The organism is Sulfuricurvum sp., assembly GCF_028713855.1.
GTDB lineage: Bacteria > Campylobacterota > Campylobacteria > Campylobacterales > Sulfurimonadaceae > Sulfuricurvum.
In genome coordinates this window covers 13,031-33,845 of sequence record NZ_JAQTNN010000001.1, presented here as the reverse complement: position 1 = coordinate 33,845, position 20,815 = coordinate 13,031, and the positions used below count along the sequence as shown (strand labels likewise).

Annotated in this window: 22 protein-coding genes and 6 tRNA genes; 10 read left to right on the top strand and 18 right to left on the bottom strand. The window is 43.3% G+C overall.

Going from position 1 to position 20,815, the window contains the following annotated elements; translation table 11 throughout:
• Positions 1–96: 96 nt before the first annotated feature.
• From guaB to ileS, 4 genes are read right to left on the bottom strand one after another with little or no spacing between them, the layout of a single operon-like run.
• Entirely contained in the window at positions 97–1,542 is a 1,446-nt protein-coding gene (guaB, locus tag PHI47_RS00225; protein WP_299932211.1) for an IMP dehydrogenase, read from the bottom strand.
• Between the two features lie 4 nt (positions 1,543–1,546).
• Positions 1,547–2,887 carry an Asp-tRNA(Asn)/Glu-tRNA(Gln) amidotransferase subunit GatA gene (gene gatA, locus PHI47_RS00220; RefSeq protein ID WP_299932208.1) on the bottom strand — a complete coding sequence of 447 codons (1,341 nt, stop codon included), beginning with the start codon at positions 2,885–2,887 and terminating at the stop codon, positions 1,547–1,549.
• A complete protein-coding gene (locus tag PHI47_RS00215) occupies positions 2,884–3,024 on the bottom strand; it encodes a hypothetical protein (RefSeq protein WP_299932205.1) in 141 nt (46 codons plus the stop codon). Before PHI47_RS00215 ends, gatA begins: the two co-directional genes overlap by 4 nt.
• Positions 3,006–5,780, bottom strand: a complete 2,775-nt coding sequence (ileS, locus tag PHI47_RS00210; protein WP_299932202.1) for an isoleucine--tRNA ligase — start codon at positions 5,778–5,780, stop codon at positions 3,006–3,008. Before ileS ends, PHI47_RS00215 begins: the two co-directional genes overlap by 19 nt.
• 98 nt (positions 5,781–5,878) lie before the next feature.
• On the opposite strand from ileS, the gene PHI47_RS00205 reads away from it, so the two are divergent.
• From PHI47_RS00205 to PHI47_RS00175, 7 genes are all read left to right on the top strand, one after another.
• Complete coding sequence (locus PHI47_RS00205) at positions 5,879–6,970, top strand: CinA family protein (RefSeq protein ID WP_299932199.1); 1,092 nt, start codon at positions 5,879–5,881, stop codon at positions 6,968–6,970.
• A gap of 81 nt (positions 6,971–7,051) precedes the next feature.
• Positions 7,052–7,127 (top strand) — tRNA-Lys (locus tag PHI47_RS00200).
• Between the two features lie 16 nt (positions 7,128–7,143).
• Positions 7,144–7,219: transfer RNA gene (locus PHI47_RS00195), tRNA-Glu, on the top strand.
• A gap of 55 nt (positions 7,220–7,274) precedes the next feature.
• Positions 7,275–7,350 (top strand) — tRNA-Val (locus tag PHI47_RS00190).
• 12 nt (positions 7,351–7,362) lie between these two features.
• Positions 7,363–7,439, top strand: a tRNA-Asp gene (locus PHI47_RS00185).
• Between the two features lie 31 nt (positions 7,440–7,470).
• Positions 7,471–7,546 (top strand) — tRNA-Val (locus PHI47_RS00180).
• Positions 7,547–7,558: 12 nt separating this feature from the next.
• Positions 7,559–7,635: transfer RNA gene (locus PHI47_RS00175), tRNA-Asp, on the top strand.
• 57 nt (positions 7,636–7,692) lie between these two features.
• Here the strand turns inward: PHI47_RS00175 and PHI47_RS00170 are convergent.
• The 4 genes from PHI47_RS00170 to PHI47_RS00155 all read right to left on the bottom strand — a co-directional run bounded on the left by PHI47_RS00170 (position 7,693) and on the right by PHI47_RS00155 (position 10,400).
• Complete coding sequence (locus PHI47_RS00170; RefSeq protein ID WP_299932196.1) at positions 7,693–8,841, bottom strand: VWA-like domain-containing protein; 1,149 nt, start codon at positions 8,839–8,841, stop codon at positions 7,693–7,695.
• Complete coding sequence (locus PHI47_RS00165; protein ID WP_299932193.1) at positions 8,841–9,836, bottom strand: MoxR family ATPase; 996 nt, start codon at positions 9,834–9,836, stop codon at positions 8,841–8,843. Before PHI47_RS00165 ends, PHI47_RS00170 begins: the two co-directional genes overlap by 1 nt.
• A gap of 64 nt (positions 9,837–9,900) precedes the next feature.
• A complete protein-coding gene (locus PHI47_RS00160) occupies positions 9,901–10,101 on the bottom strand; it encodes a hypothetical protein (RefSeq protein WP_299932191.1) in 201 nt (66 codons plus the stop codon).
• A gap of 14 nt (positions 10,102–10,115) precedes the next feature.
• The gene (locus PHI47_RS00155) at positions 10,116–10,400 is read right to left on the bottom strand and encodes a hypothetical protein (RefSeq protein WP_299932188.1); all 285 of its coding nucleotides are present in this window, start codon (positions 10,398–10,400) and stop codon (positions 10,116–10,118) included.
• A 92-nt stretch (positions 10,401–10,492) separates the two neighbouring features.
• On the opposite strand from PHI47_RS00155, the gene PHI47_RS00150 reads away from it, so the two are divergent.
• Together PHI47_RS00150 and PHI47_RS00145 are read left to right on the top strand one after the other, a co-directional pair.
• Positions 10,493–11,053: a LemA family protein gene (locus PHI47_RS00150; protein WP_366882301.1), complete on the top strand. Its 561-nt coding sequence runs from the start codon at positions 10,493–10,495 to the stop codon at positions 11,051–11,053.
• Positions 11,050–12,015, top strand: coding sequence for a DUF3137 domain-containing protein (locus tag PHI47_RS00145; RefSeq protein ID WP_299932185.1), 966 nt, complete (start codon positions 11,050–11,052; stop codon positions 12,013–12,015). The genes PHI47_RS00150 and PHI47_RS00145 overlap by 4 nt, the downstream gene beginning before the upstream one ends.
• Here the strand turns inward: PHI47_RS00145 and PHI47_RS00140 are convergent, their stop codons facing one another.
• A complete protein-coding gene (locus PHI47_RS00140) occupies positions 12,016–12,591 on the bottom strand; it encodes a YigZ family protein (RefSeq protein WP_299932183.1) in 576 nt (191 codons plus the stop codon).
• A gap of 38 nt (positions 12,592–12,629) precedes the next feature.
• On the opposite strand from PHI47_RS00140, the gene mutY reads away from it, so the two are divergent.
• Positions 12,630–13,577, top strand: coding sequence for an A/G-specific adenine glycosylase (gene mutY, locus PHI47_RS00135; RefSeq protein WP_299932180.1), 948 nt, complete (start codon positions 12,630–12,632; stop codon positions 13,575–13,577).
• On the opposite strand, the gene PHI47_RS00130 is transcribed toward mutY, so the two are convergent.
• The 9 genes from PHI47_RS00130 to tolB form a co-directional block, all read right to left on the bottom strand.
• Positions 13,572–14,303, bottom strand: a complete 732-nt coding sequence (locus PHI47_RS00130) for an ATP-binding protein (RefSeq protein WP_299932177.1) — start codon at positions 14,301–14,303, stop codon at positions 13,572–13,574. The two genes, mutY and PHI47_RS00130, sit on opposite strands and share 6 nt — an antisense overlap.
• Before the next feature lie 16 nt (positions 14,304–14,319).
• Positions 14,320–15,012: a 5'-methylthioadenosine/adenosylhomocysteine nucleosidase gene (locus PHI47_RS00125; RefSeq protein WP_299932174.1), complete on the bottom strand. Its 693-nt coding sequence runs from the start codon at positions 15,010–15,012 to the stop codon at positions 14,320–14,322.
• Positions 15,013–15,024: 12 nt separating this feature from the next.
• Complete coding sequence (locus tag PHI47_RS00120) at positions 15,025–15,783, bottom strand: nitrilase-related carbon-nitrogen hydrolase (protein ID WP_299932171.1); 759 nt, start codon at positions 15,781–15,783, stop codon at positions 15,025–15,027.
• Positions 15,783–16,715 (bottom strand): ACP S-malonyltransferase, encoded by a 933-nt coding sequence (gene fabD / locus PHI47_RS00115; RefSeq protein WP_299932168.1) that lies wholly within the window; start codon positions 16,713–16,715, stop codon positions 15,783–15,785. The genes PHI47_RS00120 and fabD overlap by 1 nt, the downstream gene beginning before the upstream one ends.
• Positions 16,715–17,527 carry a Fis family transcriptional regulator gene (locus PHI47_RS00110; protein ID WP_299932165.1) on the bottom strand — a complete coding sequence of 271 codons (813 nt, stop codon included), beginning with the start codon at positions 17,525–17,527 and terminating at the stop codon, positions 16,715–16,717. Before PHI47_RS00110 ends, fabD begins: the two co-directional genes overlap by 1 nt.
• Complete coding sequence (locus PHI47_RS00105) at positions 17,472–17,993, bottom strand: peptidylprolyl isomerase (RefSeq protein ID WP_299932162.1); 522 nt, start codon at positions 17,991–17,993, stop codon at positions 17,472–17,474. Before PHI47_RS00105 ends, PHI47_RS00110 begins: the two co-directional genes overlap by 56 nt.
• A gap of 72 nt (positions 17,994–18,065) precedes the next feature.
• A complete protein-coding gene (locus tag PHI47_RS00100) occupies positions 18,066–18,950 on the bottom strand; it encodes a tetratricopeptide repeat protein (protein WP_299932159.1) in 885 nt (294 codons plus the stop codon).
• Entirely contained in the window at positions 18,951–19,511 is a 561-nt protein-coding gene (locus PHI47_RS00095) for an OmpA family protein (RefSeq protein WP_299932156.1), read from the bottom strand. It lies immediately after the preceding gene.
• Between the two features lie 54 nt (positions 19,512–19,565).
• On the bottom strand, positions 19,566–20,813 hold the full coding sequence (gene tolB / locus PHI47_RS00090) for a Tol-Pal system protein TolB (protein ID WP_299932153.1): 1,248 nt from the start codon (positions 20,811–20,813) through the stop codon (positions 19,566–19,568).
• Positions 20,814–20,815 lie beyond the last annotated feature (2 nt).

Sequence of the window (20,815 nt, the reverse complement as noted above, 5' to 3'; positions counted from 1 at the left end):
ATCCTTTACATTGTTTTGTAAATTATTGTATCGTGATTTTACACTTTTCCCAAGTAATCCTACTATTTTAGTAGGATTAAGCCATATAAATGGAGTTTATACGTGGTAGTTTGGTGCTTCTTGTGTAATGATAACATCATGAACATGAGACTCTTTAAGCCCTGCACTGGTAATTTCAACAAATTCCGCTTTGTCCCAGAAAGCTTCAATACTCTCTGATCCGCAATACCCCATAGAAGAGCGTAAACCACCCATCATTTGATGAACTACCGCAGCAATACTTCCACGAAACGGTACGCGCCCCTCAATCCCTTCCGGAACCAATTTATCAGCCGCTGTCCCTTCTTGGAAATAACGATCAGTTGAACCTTTGGTCATCGCACCGATAGAACCCATACCGCGGTATGATTTGTACTGACGCCCTTGATACATGATGGTATCGCCCGGTGATTCTTCGGTTCCGGCGAGAAGTGAGCCAGCCATAATAACGCTCGCACCAACGGCAAGCGCTTTAGCAATGTCACCCGAATAACGAATACCGCCATCGGCGATGATCGGTACTCCATGTTGTCGTCCTACCGCTGCACACTCATCAATAGCCGAGATTTGAGGAACGCCGACACCGGCTACGATACGGGTCGTACAGATAGACCCCGGTCCGATACCTACTTTGACACCGTCAGCACCAGCTTCGATAAGTGCCAATGTCGCTTCACCCGTTGCAACATTTCCTGCGATAATATCAACGACCATCTCTTTTTTGATTGCTTTAACGGTGTCTAAAATCCCTTTTGAGTGACCGTGAGCCGAATCGAGAACCAAAACATCGACACCGGCATCAACAAGAGCACGAGCTCGATCAAGCTGTCCCACACCGATTGCGGCACCGACACGAAGACGACCGAAATCATCTTTGTTAGCATGAGGATATTCGATACGCTTTTTGATGTCTTTAATTGTTACTAATCCTTTTAGCAACCCGTTATCATCGATGATAGGAAGTTTTTCGATTTTATTAACGTGCATCATTTGCTCAGCATCCGCCAAAGTGATCCCTGCTTTTGCAGTAATAAGCGGCATAGGAGTCATCGCGTCGATAGCCAACTTCGACAAGTCTTTTTCAAAACGCATATCACGATTAGTCAAGATTCCGAGCAATTTATTATGTTCATCTACAACCGGAACACCGGATATTTTAAACTCATTCATGAGGGCTTCGGCATCTTCCAATGTAGCGTTCGGATGGACAAAAATCGGATCGATAATGATACCGCTTTCAGATTTTTTTACTTTTTTAATCTGCTTTACTTGGGTTTCAATATCCATATTTTTATGGATAATTCCGATACCGCCCAAATGGGCCATTGCGATCGCCGCACGATATTCGGTTACCGTATCCATCGCCGCAGAGACCATCGGAATATTAAGGGAAATATTGCGAGTCAACATGGTTTTTAAACTCACCTCTCTAGGAAGAACCTCAGAGTATTTCGGGATGAGCAATACATCTTCAAAAGTGAGGGCGCGTTTACGAATATTCATGAGTTTATCCTTGTAATTGAGTTTCGAGGCTAAGTGCCCCGTTAAAGAGTGTTTGCTCCGCATACGGAGCGGCTATCAGTTGAAGACCTACAGGCATCCCATTTTCAGCTGTATCAATTGGCAAAGAGATCGCAGGAAGACCGGCGAGATTAACCGAAATGGTATAAATATCGCTCAAATACATCTCAAGCGGATCATTGAGAGCACCGAATTCGTACGCTGTTCGCGGAGCGACTGGAGTAAGTATCAAATCGACCTCTTCAAAGATCTTATTATACTCCTCTTGAATCAACGTACGTACCTTTTGCGCTTTAACGTAATACGCATCATAGTAGCCTGAAGAGAGGACGAAGTTTCCGAGCATAATACGACGTTGCACTTCGGCACCGAAACCTTGCGAACGGGTTTGAAGGAAGGTATCTTTGAGATTATCACCCTCTACACGATTACCGTAACGGATACCGTCATAACGGGCAAGATTTGTCGTTGCTTCAGCCGTCGCCGTAATATAGTAGGCTGAGATATCGTATTTCGGGTCCATAAGCGATTTTTCGACGATTGTATGTCCGGAATTTTTAAGCGCTTCTACCGCTTTGGCATACGCTTTGCGAACATCTTCGGAGGCATCTTTGACATAATCAGGGACAATTGCGATCGTGAGTTTAACGTTAGCATCAAGCTTATCACTCACCGTTTCGTCATTACGATCCGCACTTGTCGAATCTTTTGGATCGTAACCTTGAATAATGTCATACAAAATTGCCGCATCTTCGACGTTTTGGGTCATCGGTCCAATTTGATCGAGGGAACTCGCATATGCACCCAAACCGTAACGGCTGACACGTCCATAAGTCGGTTTCATCCCGACGATTCCGCAAAATGCCGCCGGTTGACGGATCGACCCACCCGTATCACTTCCCAAAGCCGCAACTGCAAGTCCTGCTGCCACAGCCGCAGCGGAACCGCCTGAACTTCCTCCCGGAACACAGTTATGATTCAAAGGGTTAAGCGTTTTACCGTAACAGCTGCTCTCAGTGGTTGAGCCCATCGCAAACTCATCCATATTGGTACGCCCAAACGGGGACATATTGGCAGCCAATAGTTTTTCAATAACCGTTGCATTGTACGGAGCAATATACCCTTTGAGGATATTTGATCCAGATGTTACCGACCATCCCGTAACTTGGATGTTATCTTTTATCGCGATCGGAATCCCTTCACCGACGTTTAGGACATCGATATAAGCATTAAGATCTGGATTCGCGGCAATTTTGGTTTTCAACTCTTCTTTGAGTGAGTTAAGTTCTTCTTTTGAGAGCTTTAACGCCTCTTTGAGTGTTATCATACACTTTCCTTTCTACGTTTTGCTTGTTTTACCATCATAATACCCAAGGCAATGACAGCGAAAATTACACCGATCGTTTCAAAAACAAAGCTCATCGGTACAGGTTGAGATACATCGATCATTCCGCGACCATCCATCTCGAAACGACAGAAGCACAGCGTAGACATACCATTTCTTCTTTTTCGCTGTGATATTTCCAACAGCGAGGGCATTTAGCTTTGGACGCAAGGGCAATATTAAATCTATCCCCCTCATACTCAAACGATCCTAAAATATCTTTCAATTCACAGGCACACCATTTAGAGATAACCAAATACTCTTCAATATCCGCTTTTTTCATCGCTTTAGCACACGATGACGTGGTTGAGATAACGAGTTCAAGAGTATTTTTGATCACTTTCTCTTTTTTCAATCCGTCCACGACTTCATTGAATTTTTCACGGATAACTTTCATCGTTGCGTCATCCCAACTGCTCTCAACACTCTCGATAGAAACATAGGTAACATCGAAAATATCGTTTGCCGATCCTTTTAAAATCGCTGGAGCGTTTTCAAAAATCTCGTCAGCGGTATAGGTCAAAATCGGAGCGATAAGTCCAAGCATTGATTTAGCGATAATCGCCATCGCACTTTGAGTGGAGCGACGTTCCATTGAACTCTCTGCATCACAGTACATACGATCTTTGGTAATATCAATATAGACTCCGCTGAGTTCATTCACGATGAAATAATTCAAACCGCTCATACCTTGAACAAAGTTATATTCTCCGAAAAGACGATGCGTTTCATCAAATACTTCTTTCGCTTTGGATACGATCCATTTATCGATCTCACCCATTTCACTGTACGGTACAATCGCTTCGAGTCCGTCAAGATTGGCAAGCATAATACGGAAGGTATTGCGCAGTTTACGGTATTGATCCGCCGTTTGTTTGAGGATATTACCGGAGATTTTCAAATCTCCCTGATAATCGCTCATTGCCACCCACAGACGTAAAATTTCTGAACCGTATTCTTTAAGAACCGATTCGGGAGCGACAACATTCCCTTTGGATTTCGACATCTTCTCACCCTTCTCATCAACGGTGAACCCGTGGGTAAGAAGCGCTTTGTACGGAGCGATATGCTCAACTGCCGTACTCAAGAAAAGAGAAGATTGGAACCATCCGCGATGCTGGTCTGACCCTTCGATATACAAATCGGCGGGATATGTTCCTGCATCGTAGTTGCGTGATTTAAGCACCGCATTCCACGTTGAACCGCTGTCAAACCATACATCGAGAATATCAGAGACTTTTTCGAGTTCATCCGCTTTATACGAACATCCCGGATAGAGAAGTTCTTCAATACTCATAGAGTACCATGCATCAGTACTGTGCATCTCGAAAATCATCGCGATAAAGTTGAGAACTTTCTCATCGAGAATTACTTCACCGGTCGCTTTGATACGAAAAAATGCGATCGGTACACCCCAATCACGCTGCCGTGAAATACACCAGTCGGGACGATTTTCAACCATTGAACCTAAACGGTTACGTCCGCTTTCAGGGTAAAAAGCTGTTTTGGCCACTTCAGCCTGTGCAATCTCGCGAAGGGTCTTTGTTTCACCTTCAGGAGTCCCGTCCACACTAATAAACCATTGCTTCGTTGCACGGTAGATCAATGGGGTATGAGAACGCCAGCAGTGCGGATAGGAGTGACGGAATTTTGAAACTTTTAACGCACTTTCACCCAAAAGAGCAATAATCGGCTCATTGGCTTTAAAGATATGCATTCCGACAAATTCTTCGGCATTGGGAAGAAGTTTTTCACGAACGATCGTATTGTCATAACATCCCGTCTCATCGACCGGCATTACCACTTCGAGATTGTAGCGAAGACCGATACGGTAGTCATCTTCCCCGTGACCAGGTGCCGTATGAACACATCCAGAACCGTTCTCCATCAAAACATGCTCACCCAAGACCAAGTGCGAACCACGGCCGTTCAGAGGATTGATCGCATAAAGATTTTCAAACTTTTTCGCTTCGATTTTTTGAACAATACTGCCGCTGAATACACCCTCTTCGATAAGTGCGTTATAGCGTTTTTCAGCCACGATATACCCATCGCTGGTTCGAACATACATTTCATCCGGGTTTAGTGAAATTCCTGTATTCGCCGGAAGTGTCCACGGTGTTGTAGTCCAGATCACAATAGCCGCATTTCCTTCGATCCCGGCACGCACTTTTGCATCATCATTTAGTTCAAAGGCTACGTAGATCGAATAATCTTCTTTGTCTTCGTATTCAACTTCCGCTTCGGCAAGCGCCGTGCGTTCAGCCCAGCTCCAGTACACAGGTTTTGAACGCTCGATCAATAACCCTTTTTTGGCAACGGAGCACAAAGTACGGTAGATATTTGCTTCGAATTTGGAATCCATTGTCAGATACGGATTGTCCCAATCGGCAATAACACCCAGTTTTTTAAACTCCGCGCGTTGAATATCGACAAATTCACTTGCGTGATCGCGACACATTTGGCGCACTTCTGCGGTGCTGAGAAGCTCTTTTTTCTGTTTACCGCCCAGTTTTTTCTCAACTTGCTGTTCGATCGGCAAACCATGACAATCCCAACCCGGAGTAAAACGGACTGATTTACCGTTGAAATAGTGGTATTTGACAATAATATCTTTGAGAATTTTATTGAGGGCATGACCAATATGGGTATGACCGTTGGCATATGGAGGTCCATCATGCAAGGTGAAGCTCTCTGCACCTTTGCGATTAGCTTTCATCTTGCCGTAAACATCGTTGGCAATCCACGCAGCATAACGTGCTGGCTCATTTTGAACCAAGTTTCCGCGCATCGGAAATTCGGTCTGAGGTAGAAGGAGGGTCTCTTTATAATCCATCTGTTACCTTACATAAAAAGTGGTGCATTATAGCGCTCAGGTGATTAAATTTTGCTGTCACTGTGCTATACTATCTCAAATTTATATTCGGGAAAACCATGAAACGTGATGTTATTTTCGTAGGTAATCGACTGATTTTGAATGAAGCATTCGAGCGTTATATACTCCGTAGTATCAAAAACCGCCTCGCTTCCATTGATTCAATCAGTTATTTCGAAGAATCGGATAAGGGACTTTTTTTACACCTCGAAGGGCTTTTAAAAAGCGAATCCAAGCTCATCATTATCACAAGCAAAAATACCTTTACTATTGTCGGGAAACTCCTTAGTACAGTTACTGCTGATAACCAAATACTAAAAGAACAGATGCTCATTCCCTCCCGTGCCAGTATCCTCGAAAACGGTAGCTATCTACTGAGTCACAACAGCTCTGAAATCAATGTAATCTTGGCAACAGAGGGTAAAACGCTTCCACCGATTCTTATCGATGATGAATCACGTCAAGCAACCATTCACCTCTTTAACGAAGAGCTTCTCAGTGCCCAAACCCTTCTCGAACCGTTAGCACAGAACTTCGATGTAAAGTTGGAATTTAGTGAACTCGTTGAAGGGTGGCTCAAAATCCGTATTCATACCCGCCGCCACGGAAACCTATCTCAGTTCATCGCTTCCGCGCGCGGACTTATGCACCATAAAGTAATCAGTGCAACGAATATTGCCGCATTTATCATCGAACGGCTCAGTTCCCATCATAAAAAGCTCTCCTTTGCCGAAAGCTGCAGTGGAGGTTCCTTAGCCCACTTTTTTACTTCCCAAAGCGGAGCATCCAATATTTTTGAGGGTTCACTTATCACCTATTCCAATACCCTAAAAGCGAACTGGCTCGCCGTCGATGATGACTCTATCGAGGACCACGGAGCGGTAAGTGCAGAAGTCGTTCTCCAAATGTCAGAAGGTTCTATGAACGTCAGCTATGCCGATTTTTCTTTAGCCATCAGCGGTGTTGCTGGGCCTACCGGAGGAACAGACGCTAAGCCGGTAGGTACGGTTTATATCAGTGCACGCTCTAAAACATCGGTTCATACCGAGCGATTTCATTTCGAGGGAGATCGTAATTACATCCAAGAACAAAGTGTTCTCATGGCGGTAAAAATGCTCCTCAATGTTGATCGAGAATTGTTTTTTAGTTAATCGTTCATTTTTCCTTGACAAACTGAGTTCTTTCCCCTATAATTTCGCCCTCACAATCACCGAGTTTCGATGGTTGAAGAGGTCCCGTTAGCTCAGCTGGTAGAGCATTTCACTTTTAATGAAGGGGTCGATGGTTCGAATCCATCACGGGACACCATATTGTTGATTTCAGTGACCCTTTCGTCTAGTGGCCAAGGACACTATCACTTCATGGTAGGAACAGAGGTTCAAATCCTTTAGGGGTCGCCACTTGTTTCAAAAATGTTATTTGATTTTACAAATGAGATGATTTTCATCTTAATTTGGGAGTTTAGCTCAGTTGGTAGAGCGCTACCCTTACAAGGTAGATGTCACAAGTTCGAGTCTTGTAATTCCCACCATAATTTTTGGCTGCAGCGGTAGTTCAGTTGGTTAGAATGCCTGCCTGTCACGCAGGAGGTCGCGGGTTCGAGTCCCGTCCGCTGCGCCATATGTTATTTCGATTTTTTTTTAAAACTCTCGGGAGTTTAGCTCAGTTGGTAGAGCGCTACCCTTACAAGGTAGATGTCACAAGTTCGAGTCTTGTAATTCCCACCATTCGTTTAGGTTGCAGCGGTAGTTCAGTTGGTTAGAATGCCTGCCTGTCACGCAGGAGGTCGCGGGTTCGAGTCCCGTCCGCTGCGCCACCTTTACCTTCTAACTCTTTCTTAACAATTCAAAATTCACTTAAATAATTTATGCTCTTAATCGAAAATGACTAATCCCCGTCCAAACGGAACTTTTGCTTTTCGTGATAATGCCCATAACACTTCATAATTCGGCGGAATACGCGGGTATGAGCCTTCTCCATCAGTAAAATAGAGCAACATCGTCGTCATCGGCAAGTTGGCTTCGACGTAGTCAAAGGTTGGACGATAGTCCGTTCCCCCTCCTCCTTTAAGCCTGAAATCCATTCGCTCTCCCCCTTGAAACGTATGATGAGCGTGTACTTTGGCATCGGCTATAATCAGCTCTATTTTGAGCGAGGGGAAATTTTGCATGATGGTTTTAAACTCCTCCATAAATGCTCCCAAAAGTTGATCATCGATGGAACCTGAGGTATCGATCGCGACACAAAGACTTAGGGTATCGCTGGTAAGTGATGGTAGGGCGATACCGCGATGAATATGCTTTTTATTCGGAGGCATAAAGGCATAGTTATTACGCATGTGACGATTAACGGCGTTATAGAGCTCAAACCGCCAATCCACCTCACTAGGCTTTACCTTTTTTCCAAGTCTCTCTAACCCTAGCGGCATAGCCCCCTTGCGCTGTGCCACCTCCTGAGCGATCGACGCTGCATATTGCCACTGCGACTCATCAGCGGTATCCATCTCATCTGCTATCCCGTCGATATTGGCAAAGCCTGACAAGTCATCTGCGTCTTGAGAGATAGATTCTGATTGCGGCACACTATCACCACTTTCACCGAATGCATCCTCTTCCCCGTGATTCAAATCATTTTTCAAAGCATCATAGATCTCTTCGGCGTACATCTCCTCATACTCTTTGTTGTAATTTGCCCCTACAGGAATATGCAGACCACTTTTTAAGAGTAAGTTATTGATAGCATAATCGGTCGCTAACTGCCACAACCGACCTCTGCGATTTAGTTTTCTCTGCTGATGAGAGAGGACATGGTGCATTACGGCATTGGTGAGGATAAACATCACTTCCTCGACACTTCGACGCTCTAAAAATGCGACATTGTAGATAAACCGCTTTCCATTACTGGCATATCCTGAAACACCCTCACTAGGCTCAAAATTAAGTCGCGAAGCGAGCATCCCGAAATAGGGATATTTGACAGTTAAAAGAGATTTTGCTTTGAGGAGCAGTTGTTCGTGTGACATTATCGTAGCAATGTATTAAATTGACGCATCCACAATGGCCAACTCTCGACATGATCGAGTTCGATTTTACGGGCACGAAGATCTTGGATAATCATCACCGCAAACTCTCCGGGGAGTTTTAGTGAATAGCTGATGAGATTATTCAGTTTTTTGCTCCCCGTATAGTCGTTAATCCGCATTGTGAGTGCGGTGCAGAGGATATGTAAGGCGGAAGGGTCACTCGGTATATCAAAGCATGTTCCATCTAGTATCGCATCCAGATCAGGCAGCTGCGATGCAACCATTCTAAATCCAAGATATGACGCGGCTAACTCCTCGCCGATTGCTCCTGAAACCATCGCCATCACTAAATCAGGTTCAGGATTTGAGGCCATAATGTCATGAACATACTGCCATGTTCGCGGTGTAGCAAAAGATCTGCTTTCAGAATTAAAGACAAACAGGGCATCGGGACGGTGTGAGATATAAGCGATAATGGATGACTCGATTCCTGAGCCAATCGCCCAGTTTCTCCAATCCTCGACGTTTGCTTCCATTTCCAAATGGACAAACCGATTTGCCAACGGAGCGGCCATTCGAAAAACAACACCACGGTCACTCTCACGATTTCCGGCAGCAACAATCGCCCATCCATCGGGTAGATGATATTCACCGATCTTGCGATCTAAAATCAGCTGATAAGCCGAAGCCTGAACCATCGGTGCAGCGGTATTTAGTTCATCAAGAAACAGTATTCCCCGTTCTTGTTTTCCATCCGGTAAGAATGCCGGTGGTGCCCAAATGGCAGTATCGTTTTTAGCGTTAAAAAATGGGATACCGCGAAGGTCGGTAGGATCTAAAAGAGAAAGACGCAGATCGATAAAACCGATCCCAGCTTCACGAGCAATTTGAGCAACAATGGAGGATTTACCGATCCCAGGAGGGCCCCACAAAAAAACGGGAACTTTACGTTCACATAAATGGGCTAGAGATCGTTTGGCACTCTGAGGATTCATAACATATTCCTTTGGCTATCAGTGCCAAAGAGATTGCAATTATTGTACGATCAAACACCAACTCTTAATGCGTTTCGATGACCCCACGTGGATACGACTTTCTTTTTATCTGTTCTTCATTTTTCTTAACGGATTTAATATTAATCGCTTGAGGCGCTTGTAATACTTGTTTCTGAATCTTTTGATGACTTTTTACCTCTTTGGGTAATTCACTTCCACATAATACTAATGATATAAACAATAACGCACTAATATATTTTTTCATTCAAATCCTATTATTTAACTGTTTTGATATGTGCTTTGTGCCTGAACTTTTATATTTGCATTATTAAAGGTATCCACCGCTTTTTGCCCCTCACTACCCGCTAGCGCAGTAATATTAATGGATACTCCGGAATCTAGCGTAGGTTTGATCTTTGCCTGTTCAGGAACGGTCGATTTAAGCTCTTGCACCGGATTTTGCGAAGTAAGTTCCACCTTTTGTTCTTTGGCCATCGGATCAGGACGTCCCACTTGAACAGGCTGTGAATAGGGACTTTGAAAAAGATAGGAATTGACTCTCATTCTTTCCTCCTTTTAAACATACTTAATTGAAATACTATAAACCTATTTTTAGAAAAGTTCCCTTAAAATAGAGGATTACATCCAAAGGAAATATGATGAGTGTTTTACTAATCGTTCTCGGTGTCGTCGTTTTAATCGCTATTTTAATGTATAACTCTCTTATCGGCAAAAAAAATCAGGTCGATAATATTTTCGCCGGAGTCGATGCGGTACTCAAAAAACGCTTCGACCTCATCCCTAACCTTGTTGCCTCTGTTTCACAGTATATGGAACATGAAAAATCAACATTGGAAAAAGTAACCGAACTTCGCGCGCAAGCCATGAAACCGGGGATCAGTGAAGATCAAAAAATTGCCCTCGATGCCAAACTCTCCGCCGCATTGGGATCGATCACCGTAGCGATGGAAGCCTATCCCGATCTAAAAGCCAACGAAAATGTCATGCACCTGATGCGCTCCCTCAACGAAATCGAAGAGCAAATTTCCGCCGCACGCCGTGCCTACAACCAAGCGGTTACCGATCTCAACAATGCCATCGAAATGTTCCCGACCAACCTCATAGCGGGATGGATGAATCTACAACGTCGTGCCGTATTTGAAATCACCGCTACTGAGCGGCAAAATGTAGATGTTAATGCCCTTTTTAATCGATGAAATCGACCTCAGAACTCACCGGTTTTTATTACAAAGAACTCTATCCATCCCTCAATGAGCTCGAAGAAACACGTAAACGAATCGTTTCTCAGCTCAAATGGTACGGAGGAATGGGTCTTGTAGTATTTAGTATTACCGCATTGTGGATGGGGAAAAACTTCGGTTTACTTCACCCTCTTATGATCGCCGTCGTCATCGGATTCATCGTTATTGCCTCAATCACCTACCGTTTTATGACCAGCGGATACGCCAAAGACTTTAAAGCCCGCGTCATCACACCTCTTATCGGTGCAATCGATCCCCATCTTCTTTACAACCCTGATTTTATGATTTCGCAATATCTTTTTGAACGCTCCAATCTGTTTCAGCACTCCATAGACCGCTACAGCGGAAACGATTATGTTAAAGGTTCCATCGATGGAGTACCGCTTGAATTTTCCGATGTCCATGCCGAGTATCAAACCCGCGATTCGAAGGGACGGACTCAGTGGCATACCCTCTTTCGGGGGCTTTTTTTAGTTTCCGAATTCAATAAAAATTTCAAAAGTAAAACGGTAATCCTCCCCGACCAAGCGGAAAAGAATTTCGGCTCACTTATCGGCGGATGGCTCCAATCGATCAATTTCAGCCGTGATGATCTCATCCGCCTTGATGATCCTGAATTTGAAAAATATTTTGTTGTCTATGGAAGCGACCAAATCGAAACACACTATATCCTCTCCCACTCAATGATGAAACGGATTTTAGATTTTCAGCGTCGAGTTTCTCATCCCTTGTTTATCTCATTCGTCCATAACCATATCCATATAGGAATCGGGACGGGGAAAGATCTCTTTGAACCGGCTGTCTTTACCTCGCTACTCGACTACAAACAGGCAATGGAGTATGTAAATACCCTCCAAAATACAATAGGACTAATAGAAGAGTTGAAACTCAATGAGAAATTGTGGAGTAAAGAATAACTAGAGCTTTTGGATTGAGCGTCCCAAAACGGCAAAAAAGGCTTCACTATTTTCCCCCGTCCCCTCAATCTCAAAAATCGCCCCCTTCTCTCCGAACTCTTTGGAGAGGATTCGGATATTTTTTTGAGTGCTTTCATATTCAACCATTGAGACACTCGAGTAGTCGCATTCGATTTTTTGGATAAATAATTTTTCATAGGGAAGGAACTTTGCTTGTGCGTACGCCGCATTCGCCGCTTCTGCATAGGCACGTACCAATCCGCCGGGGCCCAGCTTCGTCCCGCCAAAATAACGTACCGTGATAATAGCAGCATTGATAAGTTCATGCCCTTGTAATACTGATAATGTTGGTTTACCCGATGTCCCTTTAGGCTCACCATCATCACCACTGTATTCAACGATCTGATCAAATTTATTCAGATAACGGTATGCACTTACCCAATGAACCGCTTTGGGATTAAGTTCCTTCAAACGTTTCATCTCATCTGCATACATTGACATCGGCATGAGATGAGCGATAAATTTCGACCCTTTGATCTCGATTGTATCTGAACTAATCGCACTTACCGTTATCATAAAACCCCTTCTTAATAGTGCAATTATATAATATCGCCATGATACTTACCCCTCAACACTCTTTATTGCGTTGGTACGAGAAAAACGGCAGACACGATTTGCCATGGCGAACGACAAATAATCCCTATCACATCTATCTCAGCGAGATTATGCTCCAGCAAACACAGGTTAAAACAGTGTTAGAGCGGTTTTATTTCCCCTTTTTGGAGCGGTTTCCAACTCTTAATGATTTAGCCAAAGCCGAGGTGGATGATGTTCTAAAAATGTGGGAAGGGTTAGGATACTACACCCGCGCTCGCAATCTACATGCTGCTGCACGACTGTGCAATAGAGAATTACCAACCACGGCACATGAACTCATCGCACTGCCGGGTATCGGACGTTCCACTGCCCACGCGATTGCCTCTTTTGCCTACAAAGAGCCATTACCGATTCTGGATGCCAATGTGAAACGGATCTTGCACCGCTATTTTGTACTAAAAGAGCGTGATGAGAAAAGACTGTGGGAATATGCCTATACCCTCTTCGATTTCGACCACCCCTTTGAGTTTAATCAAGCGATGATGGATGTTGGAGCATCAGTTTGTTTGAGTAAAAAACCATTATGTGCATTTTGTCCCTTTGAAACAACATGCCAAGGAAAGTCCACTCCCCTCCTCTATCCGACACCTAAAAATAAAACAACCAAACCGATACGACACCGAAACATTATTGTCTACCAAAGAGAAAACCGTTACGCTCTCATACAGCGTCAGACACGATTTTTATCGGGACTATGGGGATTTTACGAGTGTGAAGAATTAAGGAATTCTCATATCAAAAGCTTAGGACACATTACACAGACCTACAGCCATTTTACCCTCGAAGCTGACGTTTATCTGAGTCTTAATGATATGCATGAGGAAGGGTTTGAATGGTTCAGTAAAGAAGAGATCGCACAGCTCTCACTCAGCCGCGCCGACCATAAAGTAGTAAGTTTGTTATAAATTAAACCGTGAAGGGTCAAAAAAAGTATCATCACTGATATGACCGAATGCCGAGTTGATTGAGACAAACAGATCCGGGTATTTTTGTTCCATCTCAAACAGCATTGTTTTCATAGAAGCACGCGCATGAGGCATCTTGACATCAAACCGCATCGACGGACACGCCTCATCTCCGATGGTAGGCATCTCATTATCCAAAGCACAAGCCGCAAGCTGACGCTCACGTAATTGAATCAACGGACGAATGACGATCAACCCATTTCCAGCTTTATATTTCGGCGCAAGGGCACGCAAATGACCGTTATAAATCATATTCATAAAAAAGCTCTCTGCCGCATCATCAAGATGGTGCCCCAATGCTACTTTATTACACCCATGTTTCTCTGCAGCACTGTACAAAGCACCACGTCGCATTCGCGAGAAAAAACTGCAAAAGGATGAATTTTGGCGTATTTTTTCCCCTGCAATTTCATAGGTATTGGTCTCATGTATCTTATGAGGAATTCCATGTTCTGTACAATGAGCGATTAACGCCGATAAATCTTCACCCATACCGTACGTCACCGTCACAGCAACTATTTCAAATTTAAACGGGGCACGCCGCTGCTGTTCCATCATTGCATGGACCATTGTGAGGGAATCTTTACCGCCGCTCAGTCCAACGAGGATTTTATCCCCTTCTTCGATCAGCCCGAATGTTCCATTGGTACGCCCAATTTGGCGCATAATCTTCTTGCTAAGTTTAATCGCCAATTCGTTTTACCATCTCTAAAATAAATTTTGCGCTTACTTTTGCCGAACTTTGGAGAAAAGTATCAAAATCAACTCCTGCTTCTCCATCGGCACTGTCACTGATAGAACGAAGAACAAAAAACGGTATGCCGAAATTGTGGCACACGCAAGCGACACTACCGCCTTCCATCTCCAAAGCATCAGCGTTAAACGTTTTTTCAATCCACTCTTTACGCTCAGAGCTGGCGACAAACTGATCTCCCGTGGCAATAATTCCCTCATAGAGTTCAACGTCCATATCGACCGCAATCTCTGCCGCAAGGGAGCGAAGATCATTGTCCGTTTCGATCATAACCGATCCTTCCGGAATAAACCCGAACGGATGCCCGAATGCAGTAATATCAACATCATGTTGACACAAAGCGCTTGCCATAATCAGATCACCGATTTTGAGTTCTTTGCTGATTCCTCCAGCAACCCCACTAAACAGCAGTGCCTGTGCACCAAAACGCTCAATCATGACCGAAGCGGTAATTGCCGAAAACACTTTACCGATTTTCGAATACGCAATGGTCAGGTCATGCCCTGCATAACTGCATTTATAAAAAATATTTCCGGCATGCTCTTCGGATGTATATTCACCGATTGTTTCTAAAATCGGATCGATTTCTTCACGCATTGCACCCATAATGGCTATTTTCATTGTAACCCTTGATCAGAAATTTTTGGCTATATAACGTCCCACTTTTTGGAGACTGTTATTCAGTTCAACCGATACTGCCGCACTATCAAAAAGCGGTAGTACCTGCTCAATATCTCCAATAGGAGAGATAACACGGCTTCCACCCCAGAATCCCAAACCGTCTTCAAATCCGACGCGATTAACAAAAACAACGTAGTTATGACTTAAAAGGGCCGTTGATGTAAGTAACGCATTCCATTGGGCTTCAATACCAATCCCGTTTTCACCAAAATCACGCGCCGGAGAAGCTGCAAGAACATAAACAATCTCAGCCTCCGATGCGGCTATCGCGGCAATAGACTCTGCACGCCATATATCTTCACAAATCACCATCACAGCATTGCCCTGCGGAGTCTTAAAGGAGCGTATCTCATCACCTGATGCAAAATACCGCCCCTCTTCGAACATGCCATAGGTCGGAAGGTGATTTTTATGGTGAATGTGAATCAATTTGCCTTCGGAAAAATAAAGAGCACTGTTGTACACACGCCCGTCATCCCACAATGCCGCTCCAATCACGATATCGCATTTTTGACTGGCATGTGCCAACCCTTCCAGTTCATCAACTCTCCACGCATCTTCAAACAGCTTATCCTGAAGCATATAGCCGCTCAAAGCCAGTTCAGGGAATACTACGACATCGGCATCCGAATGCGTTTCAACGATGGCTAACACCTCTGTTAGATTTATTCTGTTCAGCTTTGGTGCAGATTGAATGAGTGAAATTTTCATTACAGTGCTTCACATACCTTGGCGAGTGAATCCATATCTGAAATTCCGAATGTCTCAACATCCGGAGCATTACGTTTATTAAGACCTTTGAGTACAGCCCCGTTGCCAAACTCAATCATTGCATCGATCTCACCGGCGATTGCTTCGATCGATTGTTTATATTTAACCGGTTGAATCAACTGGATTTTGAGCAGTTTTAACGCATCCTCTTTAGTCGCATATTTTTCAGTTGTCACGTTTGAAACGATAGGAGCGCTAAAGCTATCACAAACCGTTTTTTCCATCGCAACGCCAAGCGGTTCCATTGCCGATGAGAGAAGCGGACAATGGCTGGCAATCGACATATTAAGGAGTAATGCGCGCTTCGCTCCTGCTTCTTTAAAGACACTTTCCATTGATTGTAGGTCTTCTTTGATACCGGCAACAACCAATTGTCCGTTTTGATTAAAGTTTGCCGGCCATACCTGCTTACCTTCAGCATTGGCTTTCGCACACAGTTCTTCAACGACCGCATCATCAAGACCCAAAATCGCCATCATTCCGGCATTAATGCTTTCGCACGCTTGAGACATCAGTTTTCCACGTTGATGTACTAACTCAACCGCATCAACATAATCAATCGCTCCGGATGCGCACAAAGCACTAAATTCACCTAAAGAGTGCCCTAAAAACATTATGGCAGTTGTAGGGTGCGCTTCTTGAAATAATTTATAGGCAATCATCGATACAAGTAAAATAGCAGGCTGAGTATACTCAGTTTGATCCAGTTGTTCATTTGCTTCAAATAAAAGTTTGGTAAAATCAACTCCGATCCGTTCACCGGCTTTTTCAAACATTTCGCGTGCAAGCGAACTGTTTTCATAAAACGATTTCCCCATCCCGATGCTTTGAGACCCTTGACCGGGAAAAATCATTGCGATTTTTTTTGACATTAATTCTCCTTGATTTCTAATTGATACTCAGAATGATCCGCAATTTTTTTACGTAACGTATTTCGGTTGAGCCCTAAGCGCTCTGAAAGCTGCAATTGTGATTTATACCGTTTAATCCCCGCTCGGATAAGAGGCACTTCATACAGATGCAAAAACTGTCGATAGTCATTATTGCTGCCCAGTTTATCGATGAGATAATGCTCCATAATTCCCATCAAATCATTCTCGTTGATGCTGTCAAAAAGATAGTGCAAATAAACCTGCCGCCGCAGTGAAATTGCATTTTCACTTAGATCGGGGATAAATCCACTTAGATCAAATGGCTCAGATTTTCCAAGTGTCTGACGTGCTTCTTTGACAAAAGCATCAATCAAAACCTCCACATCTTCAATTCTCTCACTCAATGGAGGTAAAGCGAGCCGTATTGTAAAAATCTCATCCAATTGGTCTTGGGAATAACGGAAACCACCGGTTGCAATAACACGAGTGCGTGTTTTTTGGATTGTTTCAATAAGACGTTTAAGATTGGCAACATTATCGAGACGATGAATAATTACATCACTGTGCGATTCAAGTGCGTCTAAGAGCTCATCAAAATGACCGGCATCAATAATAGGTGCATGAGGAAGGATATAGCGGGCAAGGGTTAATTTACCCGTGCCGCGTTCTCCGAAAATAATAGCATTTACGCCAAGACCCTTGAGTAAATTTGCCGTTTTAAACGCTTCGATCGAAGCGTTTGAAGCCGTTAAAAAATTAGTGACATCCACAGCCGTGATTACCGCCGCTTCCACAACATCCGCTATCGTCAACTTTATTTTCAGCAGCAATACCTGTCATTGCCTCTTCAGGAGATGCATCACGTACATTAGAAATAGTAACGCTAAACATCAAATCTTTCCCTGCGAGCGGGTGATTAAAATCAATGATGACAGTATCTTCTTGAACTTCTTTAACCATAACTTGAACCGTTCCACCGTCTTCACCTTGACCGTAAAGGGTCATACCTACGTTCAAATCGATTCCCGCAAATTGCTCACGGGGAAGTTCTTGTTGCGCTTCTTCGTTATAGTCGCCGTATGCATCCGCCGCTTTTACGAGAACGTCACCTTTATCACCCATATTCATATGCGCGATACCTGCTTCAAGACCAGGAATAATTTGCCCTTTTCCGAACATAAACGTCAACGGATGACCACCGACATTACTATCTACAACGTTTCCGCCGTCACGTACTTCGTATTCAATCGATACGATTTGATTATTTTCAATTGCCATTTTAATGCCTTAAATTTAGATTGTGCGATTTTAGCACATTTACCTCTAACCATTCTGAAAATAGCCATATAGCTATTTGAGCTTAGAGAGTCTTTCGTTCGCCTCTTTAGCAGCACCACTTCCGCCGTATTTTGATACGGTTGCCTGATAAAACGCTTTTGCGGTGGCACTATCACCGGTTTTCTCCATTGAAATACCCGAATGAAGTAAAAGAGTAGGCATAAAGAGCGCCTTGTCGTTACGAGATGCACTATCTTTATAATATGAAATTGCCTCTTTGTAGGATTGTCTCTCAAAAAGAGTCTCCCCGATCATAAATAATGCTTCGGAAGTTTTATATTTTTTTTGAACCATTTTTTCAAAATAAGTTTGTGCTTCAAGGTATTTTTTTTGTGTAAAAAGTTTATTTGCCTGCTGCTCTATCGAGGAACTATCCATTTTTTCAGAAGGAGCTGATACAGCCAAAGTACCAGGTACACTCACCTTGAGCTGTTTGATCAATGCACTAAACTGCTCTTTGGTAACGTAATTGGCATTGATCCCATCCACAACATGCGACAGTTCTTCAAGCAATGTCTTAAACTGGGCAATATTTTCAGTATTGGCGGCAACCTGTTTTCCAAGTTGTTCTACATTCAGCGATGTATTGCTTTCTGCGGCATATTTCTCGTTAAGATTTCGTAGTGCAAGTGTATTCTCATTACTTCTTTGACTCAATCCCTCAATAATCCCCTGCATACCGTCAAGCCGTTCAGTAACCGTTTCTACCTTAGCGTTTTGGGCATTATTTTTTTGGATTACGTTCTGAAGCTCTTTTTTATTTTCAAGAATCAATTTCTCTTCATGGGTAAGACCGTAAGGGTTGGGAGCATTCAGATCGCCTGCTCCGAATACCGAGGGCTCGGCAGCAGAAGCGATAATTGAAAGTAAAAGCGAAAGGGTTACAAAAGAGCGCATTTATGGAAGTTTAAAGTCTACACGACGATTTTTTGCCCAGCACTCTTGAGTTTTTTCCAAACAAACCGGATTTCCTTCACCAAAGCTTACCATTGTGATCGAATCAGCATTAACACCGCTGTTTACCAATGCTGATTTAACCGCATTAGTACGTTTAAGACCAAGAGCATAGTTATACTCATCACTTCCGAATTCGTCACAGTTTCCTTCAAGTTTGAAAGTTTTGCCTTTAACTAAAAGGGCATCTTTTGCCATAGAATCTTGCATATTTTCACGAATATCAAATTTGTCATAGTCAAATAAAATGCTTACCAATTGACCGTCAGATCCATTAGCACCATTTGCACCTGCCGCACCGGCATCGTTTGCATTCGCATTCGTAATCGGAGCGATTACCGCACCACTATCAGTTCCAGTCGTACCGTTTGTATTGGCATTTGCTGTTCCAACTGACGTTCCGTTTCCGTTTGCTGTTGCATCAATTGCAGGCTCTTTTGAACTACATCCGCTCAAAATCAACATTGCAACCGTTGCGCTTAAAAAAGCAACATTTTTTATCATGACATCTCCTCAGGAAATAAATATAGCGTTATGATACCGAAAAAATTATTAACGCTACCAATCGATTGACTGTATTCTTCCTATTTTAAGAGGAAATGCAAAGCTTTTATTAACCCCAAAACGTATCACACCGATTGAACTGCGTGAACCCTCCTGCTTGATATACAGTATCGCTTCACCATCAGCTGAGAAACGGGGGAAATCATTCTCACCACTCGCAGTCAACCGTTTTACGGCTCCAGAGTTTAATGATAGCAAGTGAAGATTAAACGAATTGCCCGTAAACGTTGCACTGTTTTCACGCGCTTTATAAACAAGAAAATTTTTGTATGAGCTTAATGAAGAATTATTTTTACCCTGGTACACCAAGGGTGTAACTGCCGTGCTGTTAGGGCGAGTCGAAAAAATATTCGGATATCCCATACGATTGGAAACAAAGGCAATTGATCCGTCTCCCATAAACTGTCCGTTTACATCAATCCCCGAATAATCGGTAATTCTTGTCTTACTTTGATTATTCAAATCGTAAAGATAAATATCCGGCTGCCCTTCGGGTGCCAGTGTTAGCAAAAGACGTCTTCCGTCTTCACTTACATCTGAACATACAGCCATTCCATCGGAACTAATGAGTTTTTCCTTATTTCCGTTCAGGAGATTCATTTTATAAATGGTAGGTCTGTAATCGGAAAGAGCTGTATAGTATAAATCAGTTTGTTCGCGATTCGCCCATTTTGCGAATCCGTACATTCCCCCTTTAAGAATTACTTTTTGGTAGGAAAGTGTGTAATCTGCGGCAATAATATCCGAATGTCTTGGACTGCTTTGACGAATAAAAAGAACTTTTCGTTTAATCCAATCGATCGGTGATCCGCCTAATTTAGAATTTATATCGTAGGCAACCGTATGCGATAAAAATACCATCATTTCACTCTGTTTTAAGACATAACTCTTAATAAACATTTCAGAGCCGTTTCGGAGTAATTTAATATCCGCTTTTATCCCTCCCATTCCATCATTAACCAAACGGTAGCGGAGCAGATACTGCGCATTTTTATGATTCGCCGCCGGTGTAAGTGCCTCGTAAGGAGCAGTAGCATAACTTTCATCGACGGTGAATAAAGAGACAACATTCATATCTGCCGCCAACATCTGAAAAATTTTTTGAGACATTTCATTACTTACGGGGGATGCGTCTTCAATGGCCAAAGGAGAGAGTCCCTCAACCCCTTTAACTATTTCAATAGTGGCATCCGTTCCCCATAAAAGCTGAACCAACATAAAAAAAATACTAATGATTTTCAAAA

Coding starts and splice junctions, on each gene's coding strand:
- PHI47_RS00140 (WP_299932183.1), bottom strand. CDS start 12,591: ATGATAACGGTAAGTGCGATTAGTTCAGATACAATCGAGATCAAAGGG.
- PHI47_RS00160 (WP_299932191.1), bottom strand. CDS start 10,101: ATGAAAAAATATATTAGTGCGTTATTGTTTATATCATTAGTATTATGT.
- PHI47_RS00095 (WP_299932156.1), bottom strand. CDS start 19,511: ATGATAAAAAATGTTGCTTTTTTAAGCGCAACGGTTGCAATGTTGATT.
- gatA (WP_299932208.1), bottom strand. CDS start 2,887: ATGATAACACTCAAAGAGGCGTTAAAGCTCTCAAAAGAAGAACTTAAC.
- PHI47_RS00145 (WP_299932185.1), top strand. CDS start 11,050: ATGAAATCGACCTCAGAACTCACCGGTTTTTATTACAAAGAACTCTAT.
- PHI47_RS00215 (WP_299932205.1), bottom strand. CDS start 3,024: ATGGATGGTCGCGGAATGATCGATGTATCTCAACCTGTACCGATGAGC.
- PHI47_RS00130 (WP_299932177.1), bottom strand. CDS start 14,303: ATGCGCCAAATTGGGCGTACCAATGGAACATTCGGGCTGATCGAAGAA.
- ileS (WP_299932202.1), bottom strand. CDS start 5,780: ATGGATTATAAAGAGACCCTCCTTCTACCTCAGACCGAATTTCCGATG.
- PHI47_RS00155 (WP_299932188.1), bottom strand. CDS start 10,400: ATGAGAGTCAATTCCTATCTTTTTCAAAGTCCCTATTCACAGCCTGTT.
- PHI47_RS00100 (WP_299932159.1), bottom strand. CDS start 18,950: ATGCGCTCTTTTGTAACCCTTTCGCTTTTACTTTCAATTATCGCTTCT.
- PHI47_RS00125 (WP_299932174.1), bottom strand. CDS start 15,012: ATGAAAATAGCCATTATGGGTGCAATGCGTGAAGAAATCGATCCGATT.
- PHI47_RS00165 (WP_299932193.1), bottom strand. CDS start 9,836: ATGAATCCTCAGAGTGCCAAACGATCTCTAGCCCATTTATGTGAACGT.
- PHI47_RS00105 (WP_299932162.1), bottom strand. CDS start 17,993: ATGGCAATTGAAAATAATCAAATCGTATCGATTGAATACGAAGTACGT.
- mutY (WP_299932180.1), top strand. CDS start 12,630: ATGATACTTACCCCTCAACACTCTTTATTGCGTTGGTACGAGAAAAAC.
- PHI47_RS00120 (WP_299932171.1), bottom strand. CDS start 15,783: ATGAAAATTTCACTCATTCAATCTGCACCAAAGCTGAACAGAATAAAT.
- PHI47_RS00150 (WP_366882301.1), top strand. CDS start 10,493: ATGATGAGTGTTTTACTAATCGTTCTCGGTGTCGTCGTTTTAATCGCT.
- PHI47_RS00205 (WP_299932199.1), top strand. CDS start 5,879: ATGAAACGTGATGTTATTTTCGTAGGTAATCGACTGATTTTGAATGAA.
- guaB (WP_299932211.1), bottom strand. CDS start 1,542: ATGAATATTCGTAAACGCGCCCTCACTTTTGAAGATGTATTGCTCATC.
- PHI47_RS00170 (WP_299932196.1), bottom strand. CDS start 8,841: ATGTCACACGAACAACTGCTCCTCAAAGCAAAATCTCTTTTAACTGTC.
- fabD (WP_299932168.1), bottom strand. CDS start 16,715: ATGTCAAAAAAAATCGCAATGATTTTTCCCGGTCAAGGGTCTCAAAGC.